Genomic DNA, 25,967 nt, shown 5'->3' with positions numbered 1-25,967 from the left:
TTCTGTGGCTCTGCAGTTCATTCAACGTTGACTATAGAAGGCTTCTTTTTCAACGTTAGCCCTTAGAAGGTATACTTCGCCCCGACGAACCAGGTCCGTCCAAAAGCGGGCCAGACTGTTGAGGATGAAGAACCACTGGCCACGTAGTGGTAATAGGTTTCGTCAAAAAGATTGTTGACCCCACCGTACAGGGTGAGACCACCGGCCATGCTATAGCGCAGACTCAGATCCGTGGTCTCGTAACTATCCACCAACTCGTCTTCAGGCTTGTTCGCTTCATCAAAATAATTGGCGTACCCGCCGGTGTATTTGTACTTCACTCCGGCCGTCAGATGGGAGGTCAGGTCGTAATCGGCGGTGAGAACCACCTTGTGCTCCGGCACCTTCTGCAGTCCGCTGTCACTCCAGTCGATCTGCTTGCCCTCCTCGATGAGTGCCTTTCCTTTGCTATTGTAATCGGTTTTTCCCATGGACCAGGTATAACCTTCCGTGAGCCTGAGCCTTCCGAACACGTGTTCAGCAGAAAAATCCACACCGTAACGTTTCGTCTCCAGTAGGTTCATGGTTTTTTTGTCTTTTTTCCACGAAGACCCGGAGATGTCGCTTGCAATAGAGACTCGATTCAACTCGTTGTCCGTGGTGGTGACGTAAGCGGTGGCGGCGAGAAAGGTGTTGAGGAAATAATCCCGCATCCCGATCTCGTAGGTGTCGTAAATCTCATCTTCGGCTTCGGTGGGCAGGTAGAGTTTTCTCTTGCGGTCTACATACACATCATCGGTCATCTGGATACCGTCCGGCGTGGTAAACCCTCGTTCGTACCGGGCAAAGAGGCGTCCTGTATCCGAATAAAGCCAGGCAGAGGAAAGTTCATAGGCTTCGTTTCTGCGCTCGTTATCGAATGTCGCTGATGTGCCAGCAAATTTGGTACCGGCACCTTCTGGTTTGGTGGTGATCCAATCCGTCATGTCCAAGCGCAGCCCTTGAGTGAACTCAAAATTTCTCAACCGGTTTTTATTGTGGATAAAGACAGCTTTAATCTCTTTTTTATAGTCAAAGATGTCCTTGGTTTTCTGCCTGTACTTGGGCACTGTAAGGCACGCCTTCTGGTCGATACGGTCCACGCCAAACAAAAGGTTTTGTTGTTCACCGTACCCCCAGTTCAGTTTGAGCTTGGCTCCCTTCGTCTCATAGTCCATGTCCTTATCCTCGTAATGAGAATTTCGATAGGAGCCCTTCTGGGACATCAGATCGGTCATAAGTGAAAGGTTTTCGGTAAAATTAATGCTGTGGGAGGCCTTAAAACCCTCGGATTCCCTGTCGCTCTGGTTGTACCGTTTCTTTGTCTCGCGGAGGTATTTTCCAGCCTCTTCATCGTAACCGACAGTCACCCGAGTCTCGGCGGGCACATAATCCTTGCCGTATTTCTTCAGGTTCTCTGCCGTAACGTTGTAGACGTATTTGCCCTCCTCCTCATAATGGGTGTACTTGAGGGACATCATCTGATTATCGGTGAGGCGGTATGCCCCCCCGAGCCCCACGTATTCACCTTTCTTGAATGTATCTTTAAAATAAAGATCCGAGTCATCAGCGGAATAGTTGGCCTGGAGCACGAGCTTCTCCGTGGGCTGAAGTCCTATATTGGCAAACCAACGATGCTGGTCTTCAGATCCGTACTCATACCCCACGGAGTTCTGGGGTTTATTCATTCCCTTGAGGTTTGTGGTTATATTGATGACACCGCCTGCAGTACCGCTACCGTAAAGAACGGCGCCGCCTCCCTCGATGATCTCGATTTTCTCAATCTGATCAACGGGGATGATGTTGTAGTCTGTTTTGTACGGGTGCTGTGTCAAAATACCTATCGGGGCCCCATCAACCATGATTTGAATGTTCCGTCCAGCCGTACGGCTTCCCTGGCCACGGATGTCAATCTCCCCGTACCCCGTCTTGGACACGTTGATTCCCGGTACATCGTCCAGAACCTCAGAAAGATTCTCATACCCCTTATTCTCCATGTCTCCCCGAGTGATCACCTTAATATTCTTGGTGCTGCTAATAGCCTCTATCTCTATGTATTCGCCCCTGACCGTACTCTCCTCCAACGTCACTTCTTTTACCTTTTTTTCGGAAACCGAAACATCCTGGTTCCCCTCAAGGGCAAACACCCCCGATGAACACATCATGCCGATAAGGGTACCGGCGATCACCAAACGCAAAAACATCATGTCTGATACAACTCCTGCAATAACTCGAATAATGGGCAGGGCCCCATCCCACCGTTGCATGGCGTTATGGCAACGGCAGCCCCTGCCCCAACAGGCTCAGGTTTCGGTGGCAGCGCGTGCAGGTCAATACAGCGGCCCCCTGTTCCGTTCCATTCGGTCCGGTACAGCCACAGGCCCTGCCGAATAACGGCACGCCCCCCCTCCCCTGAGAGAATCTACATAAAAATACACGCTCCCTTTCTACTGTTTCGGAAAGCTATAAAAATTAGTCAAGCCAAAAACACTATGAGTGTTAAGGGATAAAGTTAGAGTTGTCAAACTTATTATTCACATCCAAAACCCCGCATCAAAAACACAACACCTAACGCACCCCGACAAAATAAAAAAAAGGCATACGACATGAATATGTGGGTTCCTTATTTTTTCTTGGTATCCCCAACTTTTCGAGAAGAACTAAAAAAAATCGGTTGACACACAACTTATCAGCCGGTAAAAATTTGTGCATTCAGGCCCTGAGGCGTACGTCATCGTTGCGTTCTTTTTCTTTCAACAAACAATCATCAAAGAAAATTCCCCCATGGTTTCACATTCCACACCTACAAAACGCCAGAGGCGCCGTACGGCAAAACGGGTCGGAACGCTTCTCCTGTTGTCCCTGGCGGTCGGTTTCACAGGACCAGGCCTCACATGGTCCGACTCCCATTCATTGGATGAGACCGTCCGCCAGGACATTTCCCTTGCCCACACCACCCAGGAACGGGAAGGGGCCTGGGAAAAAGAACGTCTCGCCCTGGAGACCAGAATTGCCCGCATGCAAGGTAAACAGAGAAAACTCCAGGAAGAGGTAGACGCCCTGCTCTGGGCCAACGGGAGAAAAGAGGAGGAGGCAGCAAGGCTCGACGAGGAGATCGCCAAGGCCTCTCACCTGACCGAAGGCCTCTCACCCCTCATTGCCTCAGAGACAAGACGCGCGGCACGGGTTGTCACCCAGAGCCTGCCATTTCTCAAGAGCGAGAGGGAGACTCGCCTTTCGGCCCTCGCCGAATGGGTCAAGGCCCCGGCCACAAAGCAGGCGGAAAAACTTGAGCGACTGCTGGAGCTGTTCACCATCGAGACCCAGTTCGGCCACACCAGCGAAGCCTGGCAGGAAGAGATCGAGGTGGCAGGCGAGCCCATCACCGTTCAGCTGCTGAAAGTCGGGCGTCTCTCCCTTTACTACCTCACCCTCGACGAAAAAGGGTGCGGGGTCTTCAACCCGAAGACCGGCGCCTTTGAGCCCCTGCCCGCCAACTGTGTCACGCACCTTAAAAAAGCGGTCGCCCTTGCTCAAAGGGAACGAAGCGCAGAACTTGTCAGCCTGCCCATCGGAAGGATAGTGGCCCCATGAAACGCATATTGATTGTTACCGCCCTCTGCCTTGCCTTTGCCACCACGGCGTGGACAGCAGACCTTCGCCAGGCCATGGAGAGCGCCGAAACGGCCCTTGCACAGCGCCAGGCCACCGACAAAGCCTCCCGCACCCGCATCTCCGGTGACCGGGAGAGCCTCACCCGCGAAATCCGGCGCCTGGCCGGCGACATCAAACGACTCAAGGCCCAGGCCATTGACGAAACAAAACGGGGCGAAACCCTTAAGACCCGGATCACCGACCTCACCGAACGGCGGAACAAACTCGACAAGGAGGTGGGACGCATCGTGGCCATCGTGCGCACCGCAGCGAAAAACCTCCGGGATCTCTCCCTGGCGTCCCCTTTCTCCGCCTTTACCCCGGAGCGCCTGGCCCACCTGGAAACCCTGGCCGACGGCACCCAGTTCCCAGGCCTGGAAGACCTGACCAGCCTTTTCGCCTATTTCACCGATGAGATCGCCCGGTGCAGCGAGGTGGCCATACGCACGGCGTCCGTCACCGGTCGGGACGGCATCTCCAGGGAGCTGCCCATCCTGTCGGCCGGACCCTTCATGACCCTGGCCGTCAAGGAAAAGGACACAGAGCCCCTTCTCTATGACGCCGCCACCCTTTCGTTCAAGGAGCTGCCCGCTCCCCCCGGACGCATTTTCAGGTGGAGGCTTAACCGCTACGTGCAGGGCAAAACCGACACCCTGGCCCTGGACCTGAGCGCCGGGGCGGCCCTGGACCACCTGAGGCGCACCCCAAGTTTTGTGGAGCGCATCCAAAACGGCGGCCCCCTGGTCTGGCCCATCGTCCTTATCGGCCTGGCCGGGCTCTTCATCGGGCTGGAGCGGACCCTGTTCCTGAAAAAGGTCCACGACAACACGGACAACACCATGGGCAAGGTCAACGAGCTGGCCGGGTACGGGCAGTGGGAAGAGTGCGACCTCATCGTCAAGGAGCAGAAGACCACCCCGGTGTACAACGTCCTGAGAAAAGGCCTCCAGGCCAGGGGCGAACGGCGCCAGGTGCTTGAGACCATTCTTCAGGAAGCGATCTTAAAGGAGCTTCCCCGCCTTGAGCGATTTCTCCCCTTCCTCGGGATGCTCGGCGCCGTGGCTCCCCTGTTGGGCCTTCTGGGTACGGTCACCGGCATGATCGACACCTTTGAGGTGATCCACATCGCCGGCACCGGCGACCCGCGCATGATGTCCGGGGGCATCTCCACGGCCCTTATCACAACCATGCTGGGCCTTGCCGTGGCCATTCCCATCATGCTCCTGCACACCGTCTTGAACCGACGGGTGGAGCACATCATCGGCGACATGGAAGAAAAAGCCGTGGCCCTGACCAACATCGTCCACCGGGAAACCATCGGGTGCTGCGCCCAGGGCTGCACCAAACAGGCGAGGGCCTGATCCATGGAGGACCTTCTGACGGCCATTTTCGGCTACATCGACAGCGGCGGCGCGGTGATGGTCCCCATCATGCTCTGCTCCCTGGTCCTCTGGGGCCTGATCTTCGAACGGCTCATCGTCTATCGAAACGTTGAAAAACACGACCTCGACCTGGGGGCGGCCCTTGCCCTGGTCCGCAAAGGAGAAACCGGACCGGAGCTGCCGGGCCTCCGGCGGGACCTGGTCCGCTTCATGGCGGAGTACGGCACCGAGTCGCCCAAAGTGAACCGGGGACTGCTGCACCAGTACCGGCTCCAGAAACGGCCCCACCTCACCCGGCGTATCGGCCTCATCGCCACCCTGGCCGCGGTGGCGCCCCTTCTGGGGCTCCTGGGGACCGTCAGCGGAATGATCACCACCTTCGACGTCATCGCCCTTTTCGGCACGGGCAACGCCCGGGCCATGGCAGGGGGGATCTCCGAATCCCTCATCACCACCCAGAGCGGCCTGTCCGTAGCCATCCCCGGCATGTTCATGGGGGTGCTGCTCATGCGGCGCGCACATCGCCTCTCCGCGAAATTAGACGAAACCATCAGCATCATCCAAAGGAGCATGACGTGATACGGGTCCGGGACTCCCTGAGACGAAACAGCAGCACGCCGGAGGTGAACATCTCACCCCTTATCGACCTGGTGTTTCTGCTTCTCATCTTTTTTATGGTGACCACCAGCTTTGTCAAAGAGACCGGTATCGATATCAACCGGCCCCAGGCAGAAACTGCCGTGGTCTCAAAAAAAAATGCCATCCTCGTGGGCATATCCGAGGAAGGCTCGGTGCACTACGACGGAAAACCCATTGATGTACGAAGCGTTCGCCTCCACATCGCGCGTGCCGTGGCCGACAAGCCCGACGCCGATGTGGTGGTGATCGCCGACAAGGCCTGCCCCACCGGAACCCTCATCCGGGTCATGGACCAGTGCCGCCTGGCCGGGGCCACCCGGGTCAGTGTCGCCACCCAGAACAAGGGGGAGAAATGATCGGCGCCCGTACCCGGGGCCCCATGGCCCTTGCGGCCCTGCTGGCCCTGGGGGTAAACATCTTCCTTTTTGCCCTGCTGCCGGGCATGCGCACCGCTCCCAGACGAAGTGAGGACACCCTTCGCCTGAGACCGGTGACCATGGTCCGACTGCAGGAGATGACCCCACCGCCTCCCCCCGAGGCAGTCAAAGAACCGGAGAAACAGGACAAACCCGTAAAGCCCCGACTGGACCTGCCCATCGACCCCACCCCGGTGCACACCTCGGCCGCCCCCACCCTCAAGGTGGGCCCGGGCCTTCCCGAGTTGGACACCACGGCCTTTAATCCCGGTCCCGTGGACATGGTCTTTGGCGAGTCCCAGCTCGACAAGCCCCCCATGCCCACCCACAAGGTGGCGCCCATCTACCCCTTTCGGGCCAAGCGACTGGGCATCTCGGGAAGTGTCACCGTCAAATTCCTCGTGGAAAAAGACGGCAGCGTCCGCGAGATGGAAATCGTGGGTTCCACACCACCCGGCGTCTTCGACAGGGCGGTCATAGACGCCGTGGGCCGCTGGACCTTTAACCCCGGAGAAATCACCGGGGACAAGGTCAGGGTTCGCGTCACCAAAATCATCCATTTTAACCTGCAGAGCTGAACCATGGCCCCTTACCTGATACACAACCGATCATGTGCAACACACCTCGTGGGGCTCTTTGTCATTGCCGGGCTCATGGCCCTGGCACCGAACTGCTTTGCAGGCACCTGCGACAAGCAGCCCTCCCCCTCCGTCACCCTGGCACTGACCAAAGCGTCCAAGGCCATTGAGGAAAAACGGCCAGAAGAGGCCCTGGCAACCCTTGCCAAGGCCTCGAAACGCGCAGGCGAGAGAAGCCACCATATTCTGGAGTTCCACTTAGGGGTTCAACTGGTGCAGGCTGAGCAACCGGAACAGGCCATTGCACACTTTCGCCGGGCCACCGCCCTCTGCGACACCTACGCCCCGGCATGGCAGAACCTGGGACGGGTCGCCTACGAAACCAAACACTACGGCGAAGCCGCCGATGCCCTGGGCCGCGCCTTTGTCTTAACCGGTGAGACGCGTCCCAATCTGCGCTACTTCGAAGCCCTGGCCCGATACAGGGACGAATCCTGGCAGCCCTGTGTCGCCCTCTGCCTGGACCTGTTCTCTCGCTTTCCGGACTGCCGAAACGCCGAGTGGGCAGAGCTGGCTGCCTCAGCAGCCTCTCCTGCCAAGAAAAGACCCCAGGTCATCGACGCCCTCACAACCCAGATCCCCCGCATGGGTGAAAAACCCAAGTTCCGGCGATCCCTTGCCAACCTTCTCCTTTTGGAAAAGCGCTACCCCGAGGCCATGGTACAGCTCCGAAACCTGGATCACCTGGGCGCCATCAACGATGCGGAACTCATGACCTTAGGCGACCTCTTCCGCACGGAAAACCTCCCCCTGGATGCCGCCGACTGCTACCGGCGCCTTGCCGACAAGGGAAAAAACACAGCCGAGCTCACCCGAAAACAGGCCGAATCCCTCATGGCAGGATTCAAGCCCAAAGAGGCCCGGTCCGTTCTCGAACAGGGCGTTACCGCCTGGAACACCGAACGTCTCTGGCTCCTCACCGGCCAGCTGCGGTTCGAGGCAGGGGAACTTTCCGGGGCCGAAGAGGCCTTCCGCAGGGTCCTTGACCTCACCCCGGACCAGGGCCACGCCCTTATGATGCTGGGTTATGTCCTCTTTCAGCAGGAGAAGCCCGAAGAGGCCCTACCGTGGCTGAACAAAGCGGTAAAACGCGCCCCGAGGTGCCAGGCAAAAAGGCTGCGGGATCATGTGGTCCGGCTCCTTGCCGAACGAAACAAGGACAAAAGTGTGGCTCCGGCAGCCAGGGGATAAAAGGACAAAATGCATCGAAAAAGCCTTCTATGGTTAAAGTGCATGGAAAAAAGCCTCCGGCGGCGAGGTGTGCCACCTCGAAAGCAGGTTGCGAATGCGCTTTCCCCTTCGTTCCTCAGGGAAAATCACATTCGCCTTTGATTTTGATTGGCCTGAATCTGTTTTTTTAAAGCCTGTTTGTTAAACTTTTTAAAAGTTTAGCCCCCGGCAGGGCCGCCGGAGGCAGTTTTAACTTGGCTGCCTCCGGTGGCAAGGTGTGCCACCTTGAAAGCTGGTTTCCGCTGCGTTTTAACCCTCGTTCCTCGGGTTAAATCACAGCGGCATTCACGTGTGACTTGTATATTTATTTTAGTTACGCCTGATCTTGTAAAACAGGTTCTACCCCGCAGCAACGCACACTTTTTGAAACCGGCGTCATCCACTCCCTGGCACCCGGCGTTCCTGTTTGCGCCCATTGATTTCGGATAGCCTAACTTTTTAATGATACCCAAAAAATAGGAAAACCCCCCATGCCAAACCTTCAGGTACCCGTACCTACCCCGCCCCGCAACATGATTCCGGAGGAGACACCCGTGGATGCCTTCACCCGTTTTTTTCGAAAAGCCAAATCCCTGGGATGTTTCCCCCAAGCCACGGACACATCGTACGCCTGCGCCTTTTCGGGGGAAGAGACGCCCCCCTATGCGGTGGGCAGCCAGGCCCCGGTCACCGGGCAACGGGCCCGAGCCCTCTGGAGCACCCTCATCGACGCGCCCCTTGATCAAAGCCTGGCAGCAACCATCTGTGTGCCCTTTGGAGCAAGCGGGACCATGGATAAGGGCGCCGATGCAATCCCCGCAGGCGATGCCCTCAGTGCCGCCTACGCCGATGCCGTCATCTGCGATATCATGCGGGACGGGGCGCGGATCCGTCAGCAGGACAACCCCATCCACGCCCTTGTGGTGAGCGGGGAAACCCCAACGGCCCTGGCCGCCAGAGACCTTGCACGCATCATCGAGGCCGCCCGGCGCAACCTCACCCTGGCCAACGATTGTGAAATCACCGTTGAAGGACGCATCGCCGACATGACCCCTGAAAGAATCCGCGCCCTGACCCGCGCCGGAGTCAACCGATTCTCCCTTTCCCTGCTCAGCTTTCAGACCCCGCTGCGACAAGCCGCCGGGCGGCGGGCCGACGGAAAACATGCCGCCAACATCCTGTCGGATCTCATAGAAACCGGCCAGGTCACCGTGAATGTCGGGTTGACATACGGCCTCCCCAACCAAACCACTGCGTCGTTTCGGAAAGACCTGGAAACCCTTGTGGCCATGAAACCCGACGGCATCGACCTCGTGCCCCATGCCCCCATCCATACCCATGGCCTCGATCAATACGCCCTTTTTGAGGAGGGGGCTGCGGTCATGGCCGCCACCACCTGTCGCCGCATCTCCGCAGGGCACTGGGCATGCACCCCCAGGGAACGAAACCTCTCCGCCCTGCTGGCAGGACGGCAGACCCCGTGTCTCCCCTTTGGTTGCGGTGCCGAAGGCTTGGTGGAGGGCCACCGCGTCCTGGTCACGGACCGACTCGAGGACTACCTGAGCACCGCGGGAAGGGAGAAACCTGTGGCCATGGTCCTTCCCCCGACCGACAACCACCGCCTCGCACATGTCGTCACCTCCCAGATGCAAACCCTTGCCCTTGACCTGGCCGGGCTGGGCCGCAGCTTCGGAGACTCTCTTCCCATGGCCCTTCTGCCCCTGCTTCACTGCTGGGTAAACGCCCGGCTGGTTCGCATCGAAGGCCACATCCTGCGCCCCACAACGGCCGGTGAGTACTGGCATGCCACCCTCACGCACGGGCTCATTGACTACCTCTCCCTCTACACAGAGATGGGCTGCCCGGAGCCGTGCGTGTAACGCGGGCTTCCGTTCCGCATCCTGCCCCTCCCTTCGTTCACTCCAGAAACGCGACAGACCCCAAAAAAGAAAGCACCGGGTGCGCCCACCGGTGCTTTTTTGTTGCCTGACCCCATCCCCGCCACCTATGTATTCACAGCATTCAGTAATAAGTATCTACCAGAAAAGTTCCTGCCATCAAGGCTTCACAGACCCTCTAAAAAGGGGACATACGCATACCGATTCGACGAGTTAGAAAAAACAAAATGACTAACAAGAGAGAGAAATCGACTTGAAATACATGGGGTGGTGATGTAAAAAAGTCCTTTGGTTGCAGAATGAAGGGCCCATGCATTCGCAACCTGGGGTCCCCTGGTCGCCGAAGGCAGGCTTTTCCATGCACTTTTACCATAAAAGGCTGTCCTGGCTTGGATGGTGCCTGAACAGTTACAAAAAAATCAGTTTTACGTCCCACCGTCATTTCAGCTTTCAGGTATGGCAACATGCATTGCCTGAAAAATCCAGATAGTGTTCATTAAAAATCATATGGAGGATTCATGAAAGCGAAGGTGTTTTTGGTGTCGATGTTCCTGTTCTTGCTCACCTGCGCCGCCCCGGCGGCGGCCCAGCCCCCGGACCTGCCCCAGGCCATCAGCCTGAGGTCGCCCACCCGGGCCTTCAACGAAGTCTACTATTTTGCCATCCACGACGGCCTGATCTACATCAAAGAGCGGGTTAACGGGGCTTCGTGGCAGCTCCTCGGGGACTCCGGGTCCCCTGAAAACCTCCTGGGCACCCCGATCACCTCCGATGCCATGGAGGAGATCTCGGTGGACGGCCCCATCCTCATCGCCGTCTCGGAGACACGCCAGATTTACTACTGCAAAAACGGCTACGCAGCTCCTGGTGCCATATCATGGACAGACCACTGGGGAACTCCCCTGGGCGCAGGCCAGGGCGTCTCGCTGCCGGAGGACATCCGCGGCTGGGCCCTCTCCCAGGACGACCTGCTGCGAAACAGATTCTATTACGACCAGAACGGCAACGCCTACCCCTGCATGGTAACGACCATATACGCCCTTTTTGAAAACGGGCGGGAGATCCACTTCACCGACCCCTGGACCCCGCCGGACTGGGGCTACCGCATTGCGGGTCCTTTCAGGGACAGGTTCATCGCCGAAAGCCTCAGCGCGGCAGCCTCCACCCTGTTTGTCATCAACCGGTTCGGGGACATGTACACCCACCAGAACGACTTTGATATCGGCGGCGGCAACCCCTTTTTCAACTACACCTACGAAGACGATGTCCACTACGACACCAACGATGCGATCCTCAATTTCTCCCTGGTGAGAAAACGCAGGGTCCCCGATCAGGTGTGGTACAACCAGCCTAAAATCCACGGACGCATCACGAAAAACATCACCATCTTCTTTCCGGAGGACGGGGCTCCCGGAGAAAGCGATCGGATTTTGCGGGTTGAAGGGGTCAGCGAAGAAGGGATACCGGGGTATTTTGAAAAAAATCTGGAAGGGCTGTTCTGGCACTTTATGGAAACCCCCGGACGGATCATTCCCGAAGAGGATTTCATCGACAACCCGCCGGAGAACATGTCCCACCTTACCCTGGGGGAAGCACCGGAATACACGTTTCCCGGCACCATGACCAACCTGATATTCGGAGCCGTCGAGGCAGAACTCACCGACTTCAGCCTCGTCGCCTCCCCTGCCAACCTCAGGCTCAAGACAGAAGACGGCACCTGGATCGACCTGAAACTGCACCACCACTTTACCTTGCGGAACACCCCCCGGGAACACCCCGGAGAAGACGGCGACTACGTGGACCTCAAAGGGGCCATCGAGATCCCTGCGGAACTCAGGGCCTCCGAAGACAAGGCTGTCACCGACCTGCTGAGGCACTATTTTTACGTGGGAAAAGGAGAAGAAAAACGGTTCGCCAAGGTCTCCATTAAGGCAAAAACCGATTCCGTCACCCTCCAGACCACCTCCCTGTCCATGAAAATGGCGTTTTCGGCAGAATCGACACGTTGATACCCGTGATGTAAGCCCCGGGCAACACGCCCGGGACCACCGTTAAAGATGCCTCCGGCGGCCCTGCCGGGGGCCAAACTTTTGAAAAGTTTGACAAACGGGTCTAAAAATTTTCTTGAATAAATTTCGCATGAAAAGCGGATGTGATTTGGCCCGAGGAACGAGGGGCAAAACGCATCCGCAACCTGCTTTCAAGGTGGCACACCTTGCCGCCGGAGGCATCGCTTGTGTATTTTTTCTACCGGCCCCTACTTGCCCGCTTTGATCACCACAATGGAGGGCCGAATCCAAAAGTAATCCGTTTTCTTTTCACTTTCCGGGTACTCCCTGTCCAGCGGGGACGGCTCTTCCACCTGCCTGATCGTAAAGCCACAGGCCATTAAGGCGTTCAAGACCGTGGAGAGTTTTCGGTGGGTTTTCCGCACCCCGTCCACGAACCAGGTCTGAACCCGTTCGCCTTCCTGAAAGTAATCCGTCAGGCGCCAGAATTTTCCGCCCTCATCCTCGCTGTACCCTGTTGGGTTTGCCGTGCACACAGGGTGCTCCATGGAAAAAATCAGCTGCCCCCCTTCGGTGAGATCCCGATAGCACTTGGCAAAAAACGGGGCCAGGTCATCGACATAGTGAAGGGCCATGGAACTCACAATCAGGTCGAAGGCCTCCCCAAAAACCTGCTCTTCATAATAACCGTGTACAAAGGTGATTCCCTTGTCGCCATGCAGGGCTGTGGCATGGGAAAACATGTTTTCCGACGGGTCCAGGGCCACCACCTCCCCGGCGTTGTGCTCTTTTAACCACACTGCCTGATGACCGAAACCCGCCCCGATATCAAGCACCCTCAAACCCGAGACATCCCCCATCATGGGTCGCATGCAGGGCTCTTCCATTTTTCCGTTCAAACCGGTGTCGTCAAGTCTCAATCGCTTATACTGCTCAAAAAATTCATCGTTGTCGTAAATCATTGCCATCCCTTACGGCCCCTTGTGGCAAGGAGCCCCCATGATCCCCTCCACAATGTCCCGAATCTCCCCTTTTGCCTGCATGGCCGCGAGAATCCCGTTCAATTGCGCCAGAAAATCAGTTTTAAAATGGTACCGCCCGAAATCCATGCGGGTCACACCCAGGTGCCCCCACTCCTCATGGATAGAGATGGGCTCGCCAAGGGAAGCATGCTGCCCCCCTTCGTCCAGGAGGCCCTCGTTCCTTAGCTGATCGAGTTCCCAGGATATGGAGAGACCATCGTTCAGGTAGCAGTCCGTTCGTCCGAGCCCGAGCTTCATGAGGTTGATCCGGTTGCTTTTGGCCTCGGAAAGAAAAATGTCCCCCCGCGCCACGGCCTCATTGAAGACCGTCCCACCCGTTGCATACCCCGCGTTTTTGCCGATGGTCAACCCGTAGAATCCCTCGGGCCAGCGGTGACCATTTCTAACGGCAAGGACACGTTCACGACAGAGGAGCACCTCCTCCTGCCGGAGCACCGGAATGCTGTACGGCCAGATGTATGGACGGAGCTCCGGTTTGTAGTAGACGGGTGCAATGGCAAAGCCTTCTCCGCGTTTCAGGTAGTGCAGCCCCCTTTTCCAGGGAATGGAGAGCAGCGTCACCCGGTACCCGTCCATCCGGGAAAAGGCCCGCCTGAAAATGGCGGGATAGATCCCCTCGGCCCGGCCATTGACCTCATAGCTGTAGGGAGGGTAATTGTCTATGCAGAACACCACCACTTCCGTCTCAGCCATGGCATCATGCCACGCCGTAAGCCAGAGGATACTGGCCGCCGCAAAATAAAGGCACCACCGGCGCATCAAATCTGCCCCCGCTGCGTTCATGGACGTTGTCCCATGCCGGTGCGCCTTCCAGCCCCCCTGCATGGGACACATCTCAGGATTATACCAAAAGGATCACAAAAGGTGGAATTTATGGCAACGCACGATGACTCATCCGTCCGACAAGGCGCCCTGGTGTCGATGCAACACTCAGCGCTGTGTCGCGCAGGACATAAGGGGCTGAGGCTCAGAAACGGAGCTGTTCCGGTACCCCATGATAACCCGCACAAAAAGAAAAGAGTTCACAAGGGCTACGGCAGTCAGGCCCGCGGCCATGCCCATCCACAGCCCGGCGGCTTCCAGGCCTTTTACGTAGGCAAAAAAGCAGCCAAAGGGAAACCCCATCCCCCAGATCCCCAGAAAAATGGTCACCATGGGCCTGAAGGTGATCTCAAGGCCGCGCAGACACCCCTGAATGGTCACCTGAACAGCGTCGGGAACCTGATAGACAGCGCCCACAAGGAGGAGACTCACGCCGTAACGGATCACACGGGAATCGGTGGTGGCCAGAGACAGTATGGATTCGGGAACAGCGTAAAACAAAAAGCCCATCGCCGAGGCGGACATGAGCCCCAGGCACAGGGTGGCCAGGGCATAAGAGGTCACCTGCCCAAAGTCCCTGCGCCCGAAGGCCCCGGCAATCTTTACGGAGGCGGCCCCGGCAAGGGCATAGGGCACCATGTAGGTAAGGGACGAGATGTTGATAAGGATATTGTTTGCCGCCGAGGCGGTCACGGACATCTTTCCTGCCAGCACCGTCACAAGGGAGAAGATCAGGCCGATCAACAGCCCGTTAAGGCCGATGGGAAGGCCTTTTTTCAGGAGATGCCCCATCATTTTTAAGGAAACCTGCCGGGTGATGGTCAGCTCTCGTGCAGCATGGGCGTAAAGGATCACGGCCATGAGGGTCCGAGACAGGGTGGTTGCCACGGCGGCCCCTGCGATGCCCCAATCCAGGGTAAAGATAAAAAAGACGTTGGCCCCGACATTCACGAGGTTGAAAAACAGGATCAGGCTGTTGGCAAAGAGGGTCTTTTCCCGGGCCTGGAGGTTCTCTTTCAACACCTGAAAGATCATGACAGGGATCATGGACCCCGCACAAATCATGAGGTACGTAACCACCAGTTTCTCGATGGCGGGGGCAAGCCCCAGGGCCTTTACACAGAAGCCCGAAGCCACAACCATCAGGGCCAGCACCGTACCGCTGGCAAAGCCCAGGGCCAGGGTGGTCCCGGGCACTGCGCCGACATCCCGGTTCTGGGCGATCATCCGTGCCTTCAGCGGACTGACGGCAAAGGTAATCCCTGTTCCGACAAGCAAAAAGGGAGAAAAAATAGCGGTGGCGATGCCGAGGGCGGAGAGAACCTCGGTGGAGTATCGCCCGGCAACCACAATGTCCCCGATGCCGAACAGCATCTGGCCCAGTTGCCCTGCGATAATGGGAAGTGAAAAAAAGAAGATCTCCTTTAAGGATCGACCAAAGGCAGGCATGTGTGCTCCTTCAAAAAAACAGGGTGAACGCGTCAATTACCGGGAGCACGAACGGACAGGTTGAAGGGCCCCGATAATTTGGATGATTATCAGGATTCCTTCGAGAAAACGCGGTCACACTCTAAAAGAGGAGGAAGAAATCCAAAAAGTAACCTCTTTTAACAACACATCGTTTCTATTTTTTTGAAGTGGCTCTTCTTACACGCACCGTCGTTTTTTTGTCAATGAAAATTCCCCTCTGTTTTTTTGCCCGCGGGCAAGGCAAAAAACGGTCTTCTATGGTTAAAGTGCATGGGAAAAAGCCTCCGGCGGCGAGGTGTGCCACCTCGAAAGCAGGTTGCGAATGCGCTTTCCCCTTCGTTCCTCAGGGCCAATCACATTCGCCTTTGATTTTGATTGGCCTGAATCTGTTTTCTAAAGCCTGTTTATTAAACTTTTTAAAAGTTTAGCCCCCGGCAGGACCGCCGGAGGCAATTTTAACTTGGCTGCCTCCGGCGGCGAGATATCCCACCTCGAAAGCACGTTGCGAATGCCTTTCCCCTTCGTTCCTCAGGGAAAATCACATTCGCCTTTCGACCAAACGTCGACCTTGATCATCGTTTGGTCCATCGGCGTATTCTCCCCCAAAGCCCCTTATCCTCTGGAGCGCCGCACTCCTGTGCGGCACGGGTAACGACGGACTAAAAAGCCGCACCGGAGTGCGGCGCTCCGTTTTGGCCGATTTTTCTTGTTATTTTTTTTAACGATCACGGCTCAAGCGTCATTACAAAAATGAACCATGAAGACCTTTTTTGTTCAATCCGTCTTTTTTAAATCAGACAAATGCTCAGCCCCCGACAGAGCTGCCGGGGTATTGGACCGTCAGGCACTGATACCTGATAGAGAAACGTCCTATAGAAACAAGCCGCCGCATTCACAGGATCAATTTGACTTCGTTCCCCGTCAGGACTACACATCACAGGTTTTAGGACATTGCCACACAAGGGCCCCACCTGGGGGCTATCCACACAGCAGGAGACAGATTTGAGATGAAAAACAGATACGCAAGCTTAGCAGCCCTGCTGCTCTTCCTTTTTGGGATGACCGCCGAGATCCGGGCGGATCAGGCCGTGCCCGTCATGGACACACCCCAGGTTGTTGCCGCCATGGGCGCCGATGACTGGATCATCGTGGACACCCGGCTGAACAGTGCCTACAACGGCTGGAAGCTGAACGGTGTAAGCCGGGGCGGCCACATCCCGGGGGCCACGGACTTTTCTGCCAACTGGCTGAAAGTGGGCGGAGACCAGCGTGACGCAGCCCTCGACGAGATCCTCGCCACCAAGGGCATTACCCCGGACAAAAAGGTGCTTCTCTACGATGCCAACGGGCAGGACGCGTTAAGCGTTGCAGCCTACCTCACCTCAAAGGGCTACACCCGCCTGCACCGCTACGATATCTCCGCCTGGGCAAAGGACAAAAAACTGCCCCTGGAACGGTACCCCAACCATCAGCTGCTGGTCCCGGCCGTGGTGCTCAAGGAGATCATCGACGGAAACCGTCCGGAGAGCTTTGAAAACAGCGGAAACATCATCGTGGCCGAGGCCAGCTGGGGAGAAGAGAAAAACTCCTATGCCAAGGGCCATATCCCAGGGGCCTTTCACATCAACACGGACCGCGTTGAGCCGCCCACGAAAACCAAGCCCGTCATGTGGATGCTGGCCGATGACCAGACCTTGAAGGAGATGGCCCTCTCCTTCGGATTTACACGGGATGCCACCGTCATTGTCACCTCGGGAGAACCCCTGGCCGCCTTTCGGGTGGCCACGGTGCTGCGATACGTCGGTGTTACGGATGTACGCGTCCTCAACGGCGGGACCCTGTCCTGGACACTGGCCGGGTTCGCCCTGGAAACCCGACGCCATGAGCCGGTTCCGGTTAAAGACTTCAAGGGACCTGTCCCCGGCAACCCGGACGTCATCGACACCATGGAAGAGACCCGGGCCGGGCTCCGTACCCCCAAGACCTTCACCCTGGTGGACAACCGGACCTGGGCCGAGCATATCGGCGAATCCTCTGGCTATGCCTACCACAAGAAAAAGGGGCGAATTCCCGGTTCGGTCTTTGGCTACGCAGGCAAAAAGGACGCCTACAGCATGGAGTACTACCGAAACCCGGACAAAACCATGCGAAACGCCGACGAAATCCTGGCCCTGTGGAAGGGCCAGGGTATTGACACCGCCACCCACCTTTCGTTCATGTGCGGCAGCGGCTGGCGGGTGGCCGAGATTTACTACGACGCCGATGTCATGGGGCTCAAGGACATCGGGATCTTCAGCGACGGCTGGATCGGATGGAGCAACACCCCGGGTAACCCCGTTGAAACCGGCCTGCCGGATAAAAGATCCCCATTGGACGCGCCCTGACTCCAAGGTGAGGTCGTACGTACGATTTCGTATGATCGCAAACGGTCGATAGCATCGTTTGCCGGGTAAAGGGACTGGGCTGAAACCGTTTTCATACCATGAGGGTGGCCGAAGACCGATATCATGGATGCATCGTACGCACCGAATATCGCACGAAAATCCGACACCGACTAAGGGCTCAATCAAAAAAATGCCGCTGTGCTTTAATCCGAGGGACGAGGGTTAAAGCACAGCGGCAAACAGCTTTCAAGGTGGCTCACCTTGCCGCCGAAGGCATCGCTTTTTGTATGTTTTATTTTTATCCCGTCCCTAATCCGGGAGCTGGTTCAAGAGGTGCTCGACAGCCTTATGGTGTTGGGCGTCCTGACCGCTACAATAGGGAACCTCAAAGGGGACCTCGATATCCGGCTCCACCCCGACTCCTTCCAGGTCAACCCCGTCGATGCGGCATCCCTGGACGGCAAGAAAAAGAAGGGCTTTGTTGGAAAGCGGAAACAGTCGTCCTGCCAGGCTCTGACCTGCCGTGCGCTCCCCGATGACCGTGGGCGCGCCGTATTTTTTTGCGCCAAAGGCCAAAAGCTCCTTGCCGCTGCGGGTGTAACCGTTCACAAGGTAGACTGCGGGCTTGCGCCACTGGGTGTCCACCCTGTTTCTGTTCCCCTTCCTGTCGATGACCTCCAGCACCGGAATGTTTCGGTTAAAGATGTTGAGGTACGAGGGCCACGCCCCTCCAAGGCCATAACGCAGATCGATGATCAAGGCATCGGCATCTTTCAGCGGGCCCCAGGCCAGGGCGTCTCGCAGGGCCTTGTGGTACTCTTCCCCGGCGTAGGAATAGATATGGATATACCCGATACGCCGACCGCCTTTTTCCATCACGCGAACGCTGACCTTCTGCGCCGCCAGCATCTCCTCTTTGGGATTCATGAGCACCGGCTGCATCGTCACCGAAAATGGTGCCGTGCCTTCTTCTCGCCTCACCTCAAACACGGCATCGGTTCCCACCAGGGGCCTTAAGGATGCAACTGGGGTAAACGACTCGCCGTTCACGGAGAGGATCTCGTCGCCCTTTAAAATCCCGGCTTTTTCAGCGGCGCCCCCGGCAAGGAGGGACACCACATGGAACCGCCCTTTGACCCGTTGGGTAAAGACCCCAACCGTGGGGTAGATCACCCCCTTGTGGGGGAACAGGGCCCCGATCTCCGGTATCCTGGAAAAAAGTGCGGCCAGGTAGTAATACTCGGGATCATCCGGCGTTAAATAGCTGGTATGGGAGGCGTTGAGTTCACCCAGCATGGCGTTGACAAGACGGGGAACCGCCTCGGGGGAAGCACCCAGGATCTGCGGCCGGTAGTGCTCTTTAATAACCGGAAACCTCTGATCGATGCGGTGGGGATCAAAAAAATGCGTCTCCACGATGCCGGTAATCTCCGCAAACAGTTTGCCCTGGGAGGAGGAATCCCCAGCCCCAGAGGCCCCGGCACAAAACAAGACAACAAAGCACGCCGTGGCCGCAAGGGCAAATCGTCTATGGCTCCGTGGATGTGTCATGGTGGCTTCTCACCCCTGTGTCAGGATAGATGTCGTCACTTAAGTCGATAATGGCCGATGACCTGCCACTTTCGCACCGAAATCCCCAGAAACGAAATGCCTTCAAGAACATCCTCCTCCAGGGTGACTCCTGCAGATACACAGGGAACGTAGCGCATGTTGTGAATAACGTATGGAAACCCGTCCCGGCGTTTTTTATTGCCTGCCATGCCGATGTGAAGATGCTTCTTCGACCCCGTGTGCCAGATCACGACATCCCCGGGCTGCCAGTCGCCGGGATTTTTCAGATCCGTTGAAAGGGATGCCCACTGCCGCTTAAAAAAGGTCCGAAGGATCCAGACCCGCCTGTGGTCGCTGTATCTGTCGGGGGTCTTGACGCCGTAGTCCCCCTTGTGGGCCGCCACATCCTCATGGACAGCCTTCTGCAGGTCAACGCCCCCGTGCCGAAGGGCTCGCACCACCAGATCCGCGCAGACCCCTTCCCCGGGGTTGACATCGCCCCCGGGATACACCGGGGCCCCCGTGTCTTCTCCCCCCTTGAAGGTGGGAGGAAAATAGCGGGTCAACATCTCCGTGTTGTACGCCGTCTTGTTTGCGATCTCCCCATAGGCCCCGGCAAGCATGTCGTCCACGGGTCCGGCCATCCCATCCGCCGTAAAAACAAGAAACAAAAAAAGAACCGACAGATATGTCTTGATACGAATACCATCTTGCATGCTTACAGCCTTTCCAAGGTCTCAACGGTTCGTTCATTTTTCACATTCCCGGTGTTGAGGACCGTTTTGGGCTCAAAAAGCATGACATGGCATTCCTCTTCGGCAACCGGCAGATGGTCCACGCCACGGGGGATCACAAAAAACTGCCCTTCGGTCAGATCGATGACTCGATCCCTTAATTGAATGGTCAACCGGCCCTTTACAACCATGAAAAGCTCGTCCTCATGCTCGTGTTGGTGCCAGACAAACGCCCCTTTTAATTTGGCGAGTTTGACGTACTGCCCGTTGAGTTCCGCCACGATTTTCGGTTTCCAGAATTCATCAAAAAGGGAAAATTTTTCACTTAAATCCACAGGGTTCATCCGATAACCTTATTCATTTATACGTCAGATCTCATCTGCTCGTATGATACCAAACGTTGATTCAGCGTTTCTGTATGTATTTCAAAAAGGTGGTTGTCATGGTCGAAAAAATAAAGTGACCTTCCCTCTCCCGCAACCCGATCCCGGCCTTTCAATATGTCCACCCCAAGAACGCGTACGCGCTTCACGTACAGATCAAAATCTGCATCAGCCACCTTGAAGGCAACATGGTTGTATGACCTTTCGGATATGGGGCTCCCCTCCATGATCGCGACCCAGAGGCCATTGATCAAAAAAAAACGCTCTTTGGAAAGAGAGAATTCCTGCCCGTTGCTGTCGTAGATTTCTTCGGCGTCAAATATCGCCACCAGAAAGTGCGACATCCGTTCGAGGTCCGAAACAACAAACGTTATATGACTTACGGATTCAATCATTTATGCGATCCACACAAAGGGTTGTTCCTCTCGGCTCCAGGCTCAACCCACCAACACCCCGGCAAGCTCTTCAGCCTTCGCCAGGATCTCTTGGCGGCTCATTACATCATCGGGACGGGTAAGGCCGCACCCTCGAATCGAGTACCCTTCTTTGAACCCATGGGTTTGGAAAAAGAAATGGTATTTGGGAAAGACATCGGCAAACATGTTTTCATCCGGTTGCCCCTGGGTCGAAATCATGACGAATTTTTTACCGGAGGCCAGCCTGCTCGGCCTTGCCTTGGTGTGAAACTCAGGGACATAAAAAGAGTAGGTGCGGTCCATAAAGGCCTTCATCTGGGACGTCACATCCCCGTAGTAAATTGGGGATGCCATGACCAGCACATCGGCTGTGGAGACATCGTCCAGGACCTGTTTCATATCATCGCCAAGGACACATGAGTCGGCTTTGGTCTTGCACCCCATGCAGGCCTGGCACCCTTTGTACGTCAGCTTGTTGAGGGCATAGGTCGTCGTATCGGCCCCATGTTTATCCGCTGTTTCCATGAATCGTTTTGCTATGGCTGTACTGTTTCCATGGTACCTCGGGCTTCCCGTCAGGCAGACAATTTTCACTTGGTATTCTCCTTTCACGACTTAAGGAAAAACGGTTCTTGTGGGCATCAGAGCAAAAACACATCCGTCTGTTCACCAAGATACACGTCGTACACTTTTTTCATAGGAGAAAATGATTACTCATTAAAAAAGCCGTTATCCTTTAAAAAAACAAGCCCCAGGAGCCATTGCCACCCATGGCACAGCACCACCAGACAAGTAAAGCCGGAGCACGGTCTTCCCGTACTCCGGCTTCCTGATGCTTTGTACCATGGGGCTATGGAGACAATTTTCTACTGATTAATCAGAAAAGATTTTTTTGATCTGATTGTACAGAAGTATCCCGGTCCAGAAATCCCTGCTCAGGGCTTCGGCAAGGCTTTCCGGGCTGAAATTCTCAAGTCCGAAAGCCTCCTTGAAATTTATCAGGCCTGCAACACGAATCTCGTTTGCGGCCAGAACGATATCCAGCTTGTCCTGATCCCAGGGTTGGGGATTTCTGGGGGTTGAAAAAACAAACCCCACGGTTTTTCCCTCACACCAGACCTGATCCCCTGCATCGCTGTACCCAAGCCTGTAGAGAGCCTCTGAAAAGGCTTCGGCCATGCCCTCCGAGTGAAACGTGATCTCGATGTCTTCAAGGGTCAGCTGGTCGGGGCGGGCAAACACACCGGGCTTGAATCCGGTCAGCCACCAGTGACGTCCGCTCACCGAGTATTCGGGGAGACCCCGGTTCTTCATGGTAAAGGCGATGTCGAGTTCCTCTTCGGTGTCGGCGCATCGATAATGGTCTTCCCCGGCGATATTCAGCCTTGTGCCCACGTAAAATCCTATTTCCGCCCCGATGGCCGAAAAATACTGCCCCTTCCAGAGTTCAACCATGTACCCCCGGCCGTCGTATTCAAAACGTACCGGCTCCACATCAATGACCATCCCCAGAGGTGCCGCGCATTTGTCGTAAATGTTGTTGTAACCGAACTTGCGCTGGAGGGCGTGGTGCCTTGTCATGTAGATATCTTGATCATCATTGTACTCAAATCCGGCAGCGTATACGGTGCCGGCCACTAATTTATAGGTACACTCTGAATTTTTGGCGCTTGAGATACCGGGAACCAAAAGAACGAACACCGCAAACAAACACATCAACCGAAATCGTTTCATCACAACCATGCTCCATAGACGTTTGACATCAACGTGTACACCCGGGCACACGTCACACAGACCATATACAAGGAGAGCACCGGCCTGCCGACCCCATGATTTTTCTCACACGGCAGTAAAGTACGGCACCTTCCATACCCTGAAATACTCCTCTCAACAACAGTCCACACCTATGCGACAATTACTCTGACATGTCAACGACAGATATATTTTTTTTACTCAACAAAAACACAAAGAAACATCACCCCGCCAGTGCTGCCCCCCATCGAATAGCATCAGGGACACACCCCCTTTTAATGGAGCTTTCGAGACTCAGCGTGTGGCTTTCTTAGCCAAACAGGCATCCACATGCCCCGCCATAATTTACTATACAGACATCTATAAAAAAGACACCATATTGCGCTATTTGATTTAACAGGGATATTTCGCAAAAACCACCAACCCAAAGAAACAGCCCTTGCTCACAATAGCTCACCCGTTAAAACCCAGGAATCTCAAAAACACACAATGCAATTCACGATTTTCGCGTCGCTTGTCTTACCCTTCGGGCGAACCCGGCTCGTAAAACATCAGGGTTAAGGCCTGATCTGTTCCACCCAATAAAAAAGCGTGACAACAGGGCGAAAAACAATTGCCCTGTTGCCACGCGGCAACCAATCCCTCAACGGCCAGTCAGATGAAACGTACCTGATGCATAAACAGGTCCGTGTCGGCTGTCATGCGAAAGCCGACCCTATACGGACGGCGTAATGTCTCTGACGTCCTGCTCTTTTTTGGTATCGAGGGTGACGTGCCAGATCATCTTTTTTGAAAAATCAATGCGATCCAGCTCGACTTTTCGCACGCGCCTGTTGTGCTGCGTATGAAAATAGAGAATTTTTTCGTGCTGATCCCAGGCCGTGGTCCAGAGGGTGGCACTTCTCATGCCCTTGAGATTGACCCCGTCACTGTCCGACCCTTCCGCGGAACCCAGGGGCAGGTTAAAGTTGTCGAGGATCCGGAACAATTCATAAACCGTCTCTTCGGAGTTCTTGGTCGGCCGGGCGGTCTGGCTCCAGGCCACGGCCCGAACAAAGCGGGAAGGCGGAGTAAAATCACCGGGCAGCCCGATCATCCCGCTACCACCGCCCAGGGGAGTCGAATCAAGGTCCTCAACCGTCTTGGGGGGAGCCGCAGCGGGAGAAAGATTCACATAGGTCCGCAGATTGGTCATGTGCCAGTCATAGGTGGGGGAGTTCGTGATGACGCCCAGGGGGTTGTCGAAAAAGCGAGTCTTGCCTTTCAGGCATTCGATGACAACGGACTTGCCCGAGGGTTCGGTGACGATCCAGTGGGCCTCCACGGGGATGCCCAGGGCCTCTTCCACCACAGGGACGATGCGCACCGTCTCCAGCCCCTTTTTGACCTCGTCCACGGTGGCGTATTGGGAAAGGATGTAGGATGCCACATCCACGGCGGTGATGGTGTTTTTTGCTTTGTCCCGCTCATAGGCAGCGTACTCTGCGGTACCGGGATGGTAAAAGAGCCCCACGGAAAGCCCCTTCTCATTCATGCCGTCTGAAAGCAGGTCCTTTTTCAGCATGTCCAGGCCGACAAATCCGTATGTTCCTGTCCACATTTTGCCGTTATCCCCGTCAGGCGTCAGTCCTTTGAATGCATACCCCCGGGGAACAATGGCGACCCTGGAGTTCAGATCAAAGGTACCCCACTCCATGGAGCGGCCGTAAACACACGATCCATCTTCTGCCATCAATCGAATACCGGTGCATGCCTCCGCCGATGCGAAACAACAAGTCACCAGCAGCAAAGCTCCAACCAACCATCCCGTCTGTCTTGTTCCAAACATGAATCGATCTCCCGTTTATTGATTTATATAGCGCCCGAAACCACCCAGGCACCCGTTCACACCAGACTCACCATTAAAACCCGCCCCCCCAAATCCCCCTTTCAACGTCGAGAAACGCTCACCATCTCAACACAAGCTTTTCTTAGCGGAACAAAAATTCAGGCAGCACGAAAGAGCCCCAACTTGCGGGCCCTGTTCAATGCATCGATACAACCGTCCGCCCCGGTGTGTTGAAGCCGGTGAAACACCGGCTTCATGTGCCATCGGAAACACGTCCGGCCCCAGATAATCGTCAAAGGCCTTTGGTGTATAAAACCACATGCTGTCCGCGATGCCGGAAAAAGGGGCCATGGGATTGTGCAACACGGGCGCCTCACCTTTCAGTGTGGCATACGCTCCCGAAAGGGCCGCCACAGACTTCGGTCCAGCGACTGCCAAGGGGACTCTTTCCGTAACCGACCGGTGCGGTGATCAATGCCAGCGATCGCTGTCGTACATAGCCAAGTAGAGAAAGCAAACGGGTCCCCGGCACAATATCGGGAGCAAGGGACATCCTTTGAAGTTTGGTGCGCAGCAAAGCATCCTGCATTTTCCTAATCAACCATGGAGTAATGGCAAAAATGACAGGGAAGCCCCCGGCACATGCCCCAGAAAAACACGTAACAGAATGAACCGGATCTGCTTTTTTCGCATCAACAGGAAGGCTATCCGAAAAAAAGAGGTGGGGGAGAGGATACGCCGTCTTCTGACCTTTTTCGGTCCTGAGCATCCAGAAACGACAAAGCTCAACGCTTTTCGCTTGCGTGGTATCTTCTGGGACTCAGATGGGATGCGCCATAAAAGAAAGGGCTGCAAAGAGATTCTTTTACTCTTTAAGTAATAAGCATTTCACAAGAAGAAGAAGAGGTCAAGCCCATGTTACCTGTCCTCTTTTTACTTTCTTTAATTCTCAACCACGACGTGCGTCCACACTGAATCTGACGCAAGACGTCTTGAGCTTTCAAAATTTTAAAACCCACGGAAGAGTTTTTTAGACTTTATGAACCAATGCCAGCGATGGCCGCATGCCCACGGGCCCGGACACAAAAAGGCAAGACCCAGCTGTTGTTTTTTTGTATCAGGTACTGGTGGCTGATCCTGGGGATATTTGGAGCCAATACGACGGAAGTCGATGGCACCATGGCATCCAGTGGCGTTTTCACTCAACACCGTATCACACCATCCAAAGCGACAGGTGCCCGCTCAAATACAGCAGCCCCCGTCCCCTCATGGGGCTACGTTTAGACATAAAGACTGATCGTACGTAACAGAGTCATGCTGCCGGGGCGAAGGCTTCAGACACTCTCTCAAAAGCCCTATTTGCCAGGCAGATACCTTGAAAGTTCGTCCTCAAGTTCCTCAGGAGAAAACCCATAGGGACTAAGGCCGCTGTCATATTTCACCCGTCCCTCCTTATCTATGAAGTAAATGTCAGGCGACATGTAAAACTGCCCCCCTAACGACATCTAAAATTGACCCCCTCCCACTATGGAGGGACTCATGGAAAATGTGAGATACAAGGTTCTTCATTCTGCTTCCACAACACGAAGGAAGGACCTTATGCTACAGCCTGATGAAGTCGCCGCTATACTGCGGCTTAAAAAACTCGGATGGGGTTCAAAAACGATTGCCCGGGAGTTGGGCATCAGCAAAAACACGGTTAAAAGCTACCTTAAGAAAAA

General features: G+C 55.6%; 22 protein-coding genes. 11 read left to right on the top strand and 11 right to left on the bottom strand.

Annotation, left to right across the window (positions count from 1 at the left end; translation table 11 throughout):
- Positions 1 to 62: 62 nt before the first annotated feature.
- Complete coding sequence (locus BLQ12_RS16775; protein ID WP_175469881.1) at positions 63 to 2,225, bottom strand: TonB-dependent receptor; 2,163 nt, start codon at positions 2,223 to 2,225, stop codon at positions 63 to 65.
- Between the two features lie 577 nt (positions 2,226 to 2,802).
- On the opposite strand from BLQ12_RS16775, the gene BLQ12_RS16770 reads away from it, so the two are divergent.
- The 8 genes from BLQ12_RS16770 to BLQ12_RS16735 all read left to right on the top strand — a co-directional run bounded on the left by BLQ12_RS16770 (position 2,803) and on the right by BLQ12_RS16735 (position 11,863).
- Positions 2,803 to 3,612, top strand: a complete 810-nt coding sequence (locus BLQ12_RS16770; RefSeq protein WP_139164011.1) for a DUF3450 domain-containing protein — start codon at positions 2,803 to 2,805, stop codon at positions 3,610 to 3,612.
- Positions 3,609 to 5,033 carry a MotA/TolQ/ExbB proton channel family protein gene (locus BLQ12_RS16765; RefSeq protein WP_092212159.1) on the top strand — a complete coding sequence of 475 codons (1,425 nt, stop codon included), beginning with the start codon at positions 3,609 to 3,611 and terminating at the stop codon, positions 5,031 to 5,033. Before BLQ12_RS16770 ends, BLQ12_RS16765 begins: the two co-directional genes overlap by 4 nt.
- Positions 5,034 to 5,036: 3 nt before the next feature.
- The gene (locus BLQ12_RS16760; protein WP_092212157.1) at positions 5,037 to 5,633 is read left to right on the top strand and encodes a MotA/TolQ/ExbB proton channel family protein; all 597 of its coding nucleotides are present in this window, start codon (positions 5,037 to 5,039) and stop codon (positions 5,631 to 5,633) included.
- Positions 5,630 to 6,049: an ExbD/TolR family protein gene (locus tag BLQ12_RS16755; protein WP_092212155.1), complete on the top strand. Its 420-nt coding sequence runs from the start codon at positions 5,630 to 5,632 to the stop codon at positions 6,047 to 6,049. The genes BLQ12_RS16760 and BLQ12_RS16755 overlap by 4 nt, the downstream gene beginning before the upstream one ends.
- A complete protein-coding gene (locus BLQ12_RS16750; protein ID WP_092212153.1) occupies positions 6,046 to 6,687 on the top strand; it encodes an energy transducer TonB in 642 nt (213 codons plus the stop codon). The genes BLQ12_RS16755 and BLQ12_RS16750 overlap by 4 nt, the downstream gene beginning before the upstream one ends.
- A gap of 3 nt (positions 6,688 to 6,690) precedes the next feature.
- On the top strand, positions 6,691 to 7,938 hold the full coding sequence (locus BLQ12_RS16745; RefSeq protein ID WP_092212151.1) for a tetratricopeptide repeat protein: 1,248 nt from the start codon (positions 6,691 to 6,693) through the stop codon (positions 7,936 to 7,938).
- 509 nt (positions 7,939 to 8,447) lie between these two features.
- Positions 8,448 to 9,836 carry a radical SAM protein gene (locus BLQ12_RS16740; RefSeq protein ID WP_139164010.1) on the top strand — a complete coding sequence of 463 codons (1,389 nt, stop codon included), beginning with the start codon at positions 8,448 to 8,450 and terminating at the stop codon, positions 9,834 to 9,836.
- 536 nt (positions 9,837 to 10,372) lie between these two features.
- A complete protein-coding gene (locus tag BLQ12_RS16735; RefSeq protein ID WP_092212147.1) occupies positions 10,373 to 11,863 on the top strand; it encodes a hypothetical protein in 1,491 nt (496 codons plus the stop codon).
- A 248-nt stretch (positions 11,864 to 12,111) separates the two neighbouring features.
- Here the strand turns inward: BLQ12_RS16735 and BLQ12_RS16730 are convergent, their stop codons facing one another.
- From BLQ12_RS16730 to BLQ12_RS16720, 3 genes are all read right to left on the bottom strand, one after another.
- A complete protein-coding gene (locus BLQ12_RS16730; RefSeq protein ID WP_092212145.1) occupies positions 12,112 to 12,831 on the bottom strand; it encodes a class I SAM-dependent methyltransferase in 720 nt (239 codons plus the stop codon).
- 3 nt (positions 12,832 to 12,834) lie between these two features.
- Entirely contained in the window at positions 12,835 to 13,689 is an 855-nt protein-coding gene (locus BLQ12_RS16725; protein WP_175469880.1) for a substrate-binding periplasmic protein, read from the bottom strand.
- 147 nt (positions 13,690 to 13,836) lie between these two features.
- A complete protein-coding gene (locus tag BLQ12_RS16720; protein ID WP_092212141.1) occupies positions 13,837 to 15,177 on the bottom strand; it encodes an MATE family efflux transporter in 1,341 nt (446 codons plus the stop codon).
- Between the two features lie 1,028 nt (positions 15,178 to 16,205).
- Here BLQ12_RS16720 and BLQ12_RS16715 point away from each other — a divergent pair.
- A complete protein-coding gene (locus tag BLQ12_RS16715; RefSeq protein ID WP_092212139.1) occupies positions 16,206 to 17,582 on the top strand; it encodes a rhodanese-like domain-containing protein in 1,377 nt (458 codons plus the stop codon).
- A gap of 309 nt (positions 17,583 to 17,891) precedes the next feature.
- On the opposite strand, the gene BLQ12_RS16710 is transcribed toward BLQ12_RS16715, so the two are convergent.
- The 7 genes from BLQ12_RS16710 to BLQ12_RS16680 form a co-directional block, all read right to left on the bottom strand.
- Entirely contained in the window at positions 17,892 to 19,133 is a 1,242-nt protein-coding gene (locus BLQ12_RS16710) for a S41 family peptidase (protein ID WP_092212137.1), read from the bottom strand.
- A gap of 35 nt (positions 19,134 to 19,168) precedes the next feature.
- The gene (locus BLQ12_RS16705; RefSeq protein WP_092212135.1) at positions 19,169 to 19,849 is read right to left on the bottom strand and encodes a DUF1287 domain-containing protein; all 681 of its coding nucleotides are present in this window, start codon (positions 19,847 to 19,849) and stop codon (positions 19,169 to 19,171) included.
- A gap of 2 nt (positions 19,850 to 19,851) precedes the next feature.
- A complete protein-coding gene (locus tag BLQ12_RS16700; protein WP_092212132.1) occupies positions 19,852 to 20,211 on the bottom strand; it encodes a cupin domain-containing protein in 360 nt (119 codons plus the stop codon).
- Positions 20,212 to 20,228: 17 nt separating this feature from the next.
- Positions 20,229 to 20,645: a FosX/FosE/FosI family fosfomycin resistance hydrolase gene (gene fosX / locus BLQ12_RS16695; RefSeq protein WP_092212130.1), complete on the bottom strand. Its 417-nt coding sequence runs from the start codon at positions 20,643 to 20,645 to the stop codon at positions 20,229 to 20,231.
- A 42-nt stretch (positions 20,646 to 20,687) separates the two neighbouring features.
- Complete coding sequence (locus BLQ12_RS16690; RefSeq protein WP_092212128.1) at positions 20,688 to 21,260, bottom strand: flavodoxin family protein; 573 nt, start codon at positions 21,258 to 21,260, stop codon at positions 20,688 to 20,690.
- Between the two features lie 279 nt (positions 21,261 to 21,539).
- Positions 21,540 to 22,400 (bottom strand): DUF4474 domain-containing protein, encoded by an 861-nt coding sequence (locus BLQ12_RS16685; RefSeq protein ID WP_175469879.1) that lies wholly within the window; start codon positions 22,398 to 22,400, stop codon positions 21,540 to 21,542.
- A gap of 733 nt (positions 22,401 to 23,133) precedes the next feature.
- Positions 23,134 to 24,246, bottom strand: coding sequence for a linear amide C-N hydrolase (locus BLQ12_RS16680; RefSeq protein WP_092212124.1), 1,113 nt, complete (start codon positions 24,244 to 24,246; stop codon positions 23,134 to 23,136).
- A 556-nt stretch (positions 24,247 to 24,802) separates the two neighbouring features.
- Here BLQ12_RS16680 and BLQ12_RS16675 point away from each other — a divergent pair.
- A complete protein-coding gene (locus tag BLQ12_RS16675; RefSeq protein WP_092212122.1) occupies positions 24,803 to 25,126 on the top strand; it encodes a hypothetical protein in 324 nt (107 codons plus the stop codon).
- A 659-nt stretch (positions 25,127 to 25,785) separates the two neighbouring features.
- Positions 25,786 to 25,967 (top strand): sigma factor-like helix-turn-helix DNA-binding protein (locus BLQ12_RS27085; protein ID WP_175469878.1); only part of this gene is annotated, 182 nt, incomplete at its 3' end.

The sequence above is a fragment of the Desulfoluna spongiiphila genome (assembly GCF_900101345.1).
GTDB classification, from domain to species: Bacteria; Desulfobacterota; Desulfobacteria; order Desulfobacterales; family Desulfolunaceae; genus Desulfoluna; species Desulfoluna spongiiphila.
This window is presented reverse-complemented; position numbering and strand designations above follow the sequence as displayed.

Bases quoted from the DNA above. Each gene is read 5' to 3' on its own strand.
- BLQ12_RS16700 (WP_092212132.1), bottom strand. From the start codon at position 20,211: ATGAACCCTGTGGATTTAAGTGAAAAATTTTCCCTTTTTGATGAATTC.
- BLQ12_RS16735 (WP_092212147.1), top strand. From the start codon at position 10,373: ATGAAAGCGAAGGTGTTTTTGGTGTCGATGTTCCTGTTCTTGCTCACC.
- BLQ12_RS16770 (WP_139164011.1), top strand. From the start codon at position 2,803: ATGGTTTCACATTCCACACCTACAAAACGCCAGAGGCGCCGTACGGCA.
- BLQ12_RS16740 (WP_139164010.1), top strand. From the start codon at position 8,448: ATGCCAAACCTTCAGGTACCCGTACCTACCCCGCCCCGCAACATGATT.
- BLQ12_RS16710 (WP_092212137.1), bottom strand. From the start codon at position 19,133: ATGACACATCCACGGAGCCATAGACGATTTGCCCTTGCGGCCACGGCG.
- BLQ12_RS16765 (WP_092212159.1), top strand. From the start codon at position 3,609: ATGAAACGCATATTGATTGTTACCGCCCTCTGCCTTGCCTTTGCCACC.
- BLQ12_RS16685 (WP_175469879.1), bottom strand. From the start codon at position 22,400: ATGAAACGATTTCGGTTGATGTGTTTGTTTGCGGTGTTCGTTCTTTTG.
- BLQ12_RS16680 (WP_092212124.1), bottom strand. From the start codon at position 24,246: ATGTTTGGAACAAGACAGACGGGATGGTTGGTTGGAGCTTTGCTGCTG.
- fosX (WP_092212130.1), bottom strand. From the start codon at position 20,645: ATGATTGAATCCGTAAGTCATATAACGTTTGTTGTTTCGGACCTCGAA.
- BLQ12_RS16760 (WP_092212157.1), top strand. From the start codon at position 5,037: ATGGAGGACCTTCTGACGGCCATTTTCGGCTACATCGACAGCGGCGGC.
- BLQ12_RS16705 (WP_092212135.1), bottom strand. From the start codon at position 19,849: ATGCAAGATGGTATTCGTATCAAGACATATCTGTCGGTTCTTTTTTTG.
- BLQ12_RS16725 (WP_175469880.1), bottom strand. From the start codon at position 13,689: ATGAACGCAGCGGGGGCAGATTTGATGCGCCGGTGGTGCCTTTATTTT.
- BLQ12_RS16720 (WP_092212141.1), bottom strand. From the start codon at position 15,177: ATGCCTGCCTTTGGTCGATCCTTAAAGGAGATCTTCTTTTTTTCACTT.
- BLQ12_RS16775 (WP_175469881.1), bottom strand. From the start codon at position 2,225: ATGATGTTTTTGCGTTTGGTGATCGCCGGTACCCTTATCGGCATGATG.
- BLQ12_RS16730 (WP_092212145.1), bottom strand. From the start codon at position 12,831: ATGGCAATGATTTACGACAACGATGAATTTTTTGAGCAGTATAAGCGA.
- BLQ12_RS16715 (WP_092212139.1), top strand. From the start codon at position 16,206: ATGAAAAACAGATACGCAAGCTTAGCAGCCCTGCTGCTCTTCCTTTTT.
- BLQ12_RS16745 (WP_092212151.1), top strand. From the start codon at position 6,691: ATGGCCCCTTACCTGATACACAACCGATCATGTGCAACACACCTCGTG.
- BLQ12_RS16750 (WP_092212153.1), top strand. From the start codon at position 6,046: ATGATCGGCGCCCGTACCCGGGGCCCCATGGCCCTTGCGGCCCTGCTG.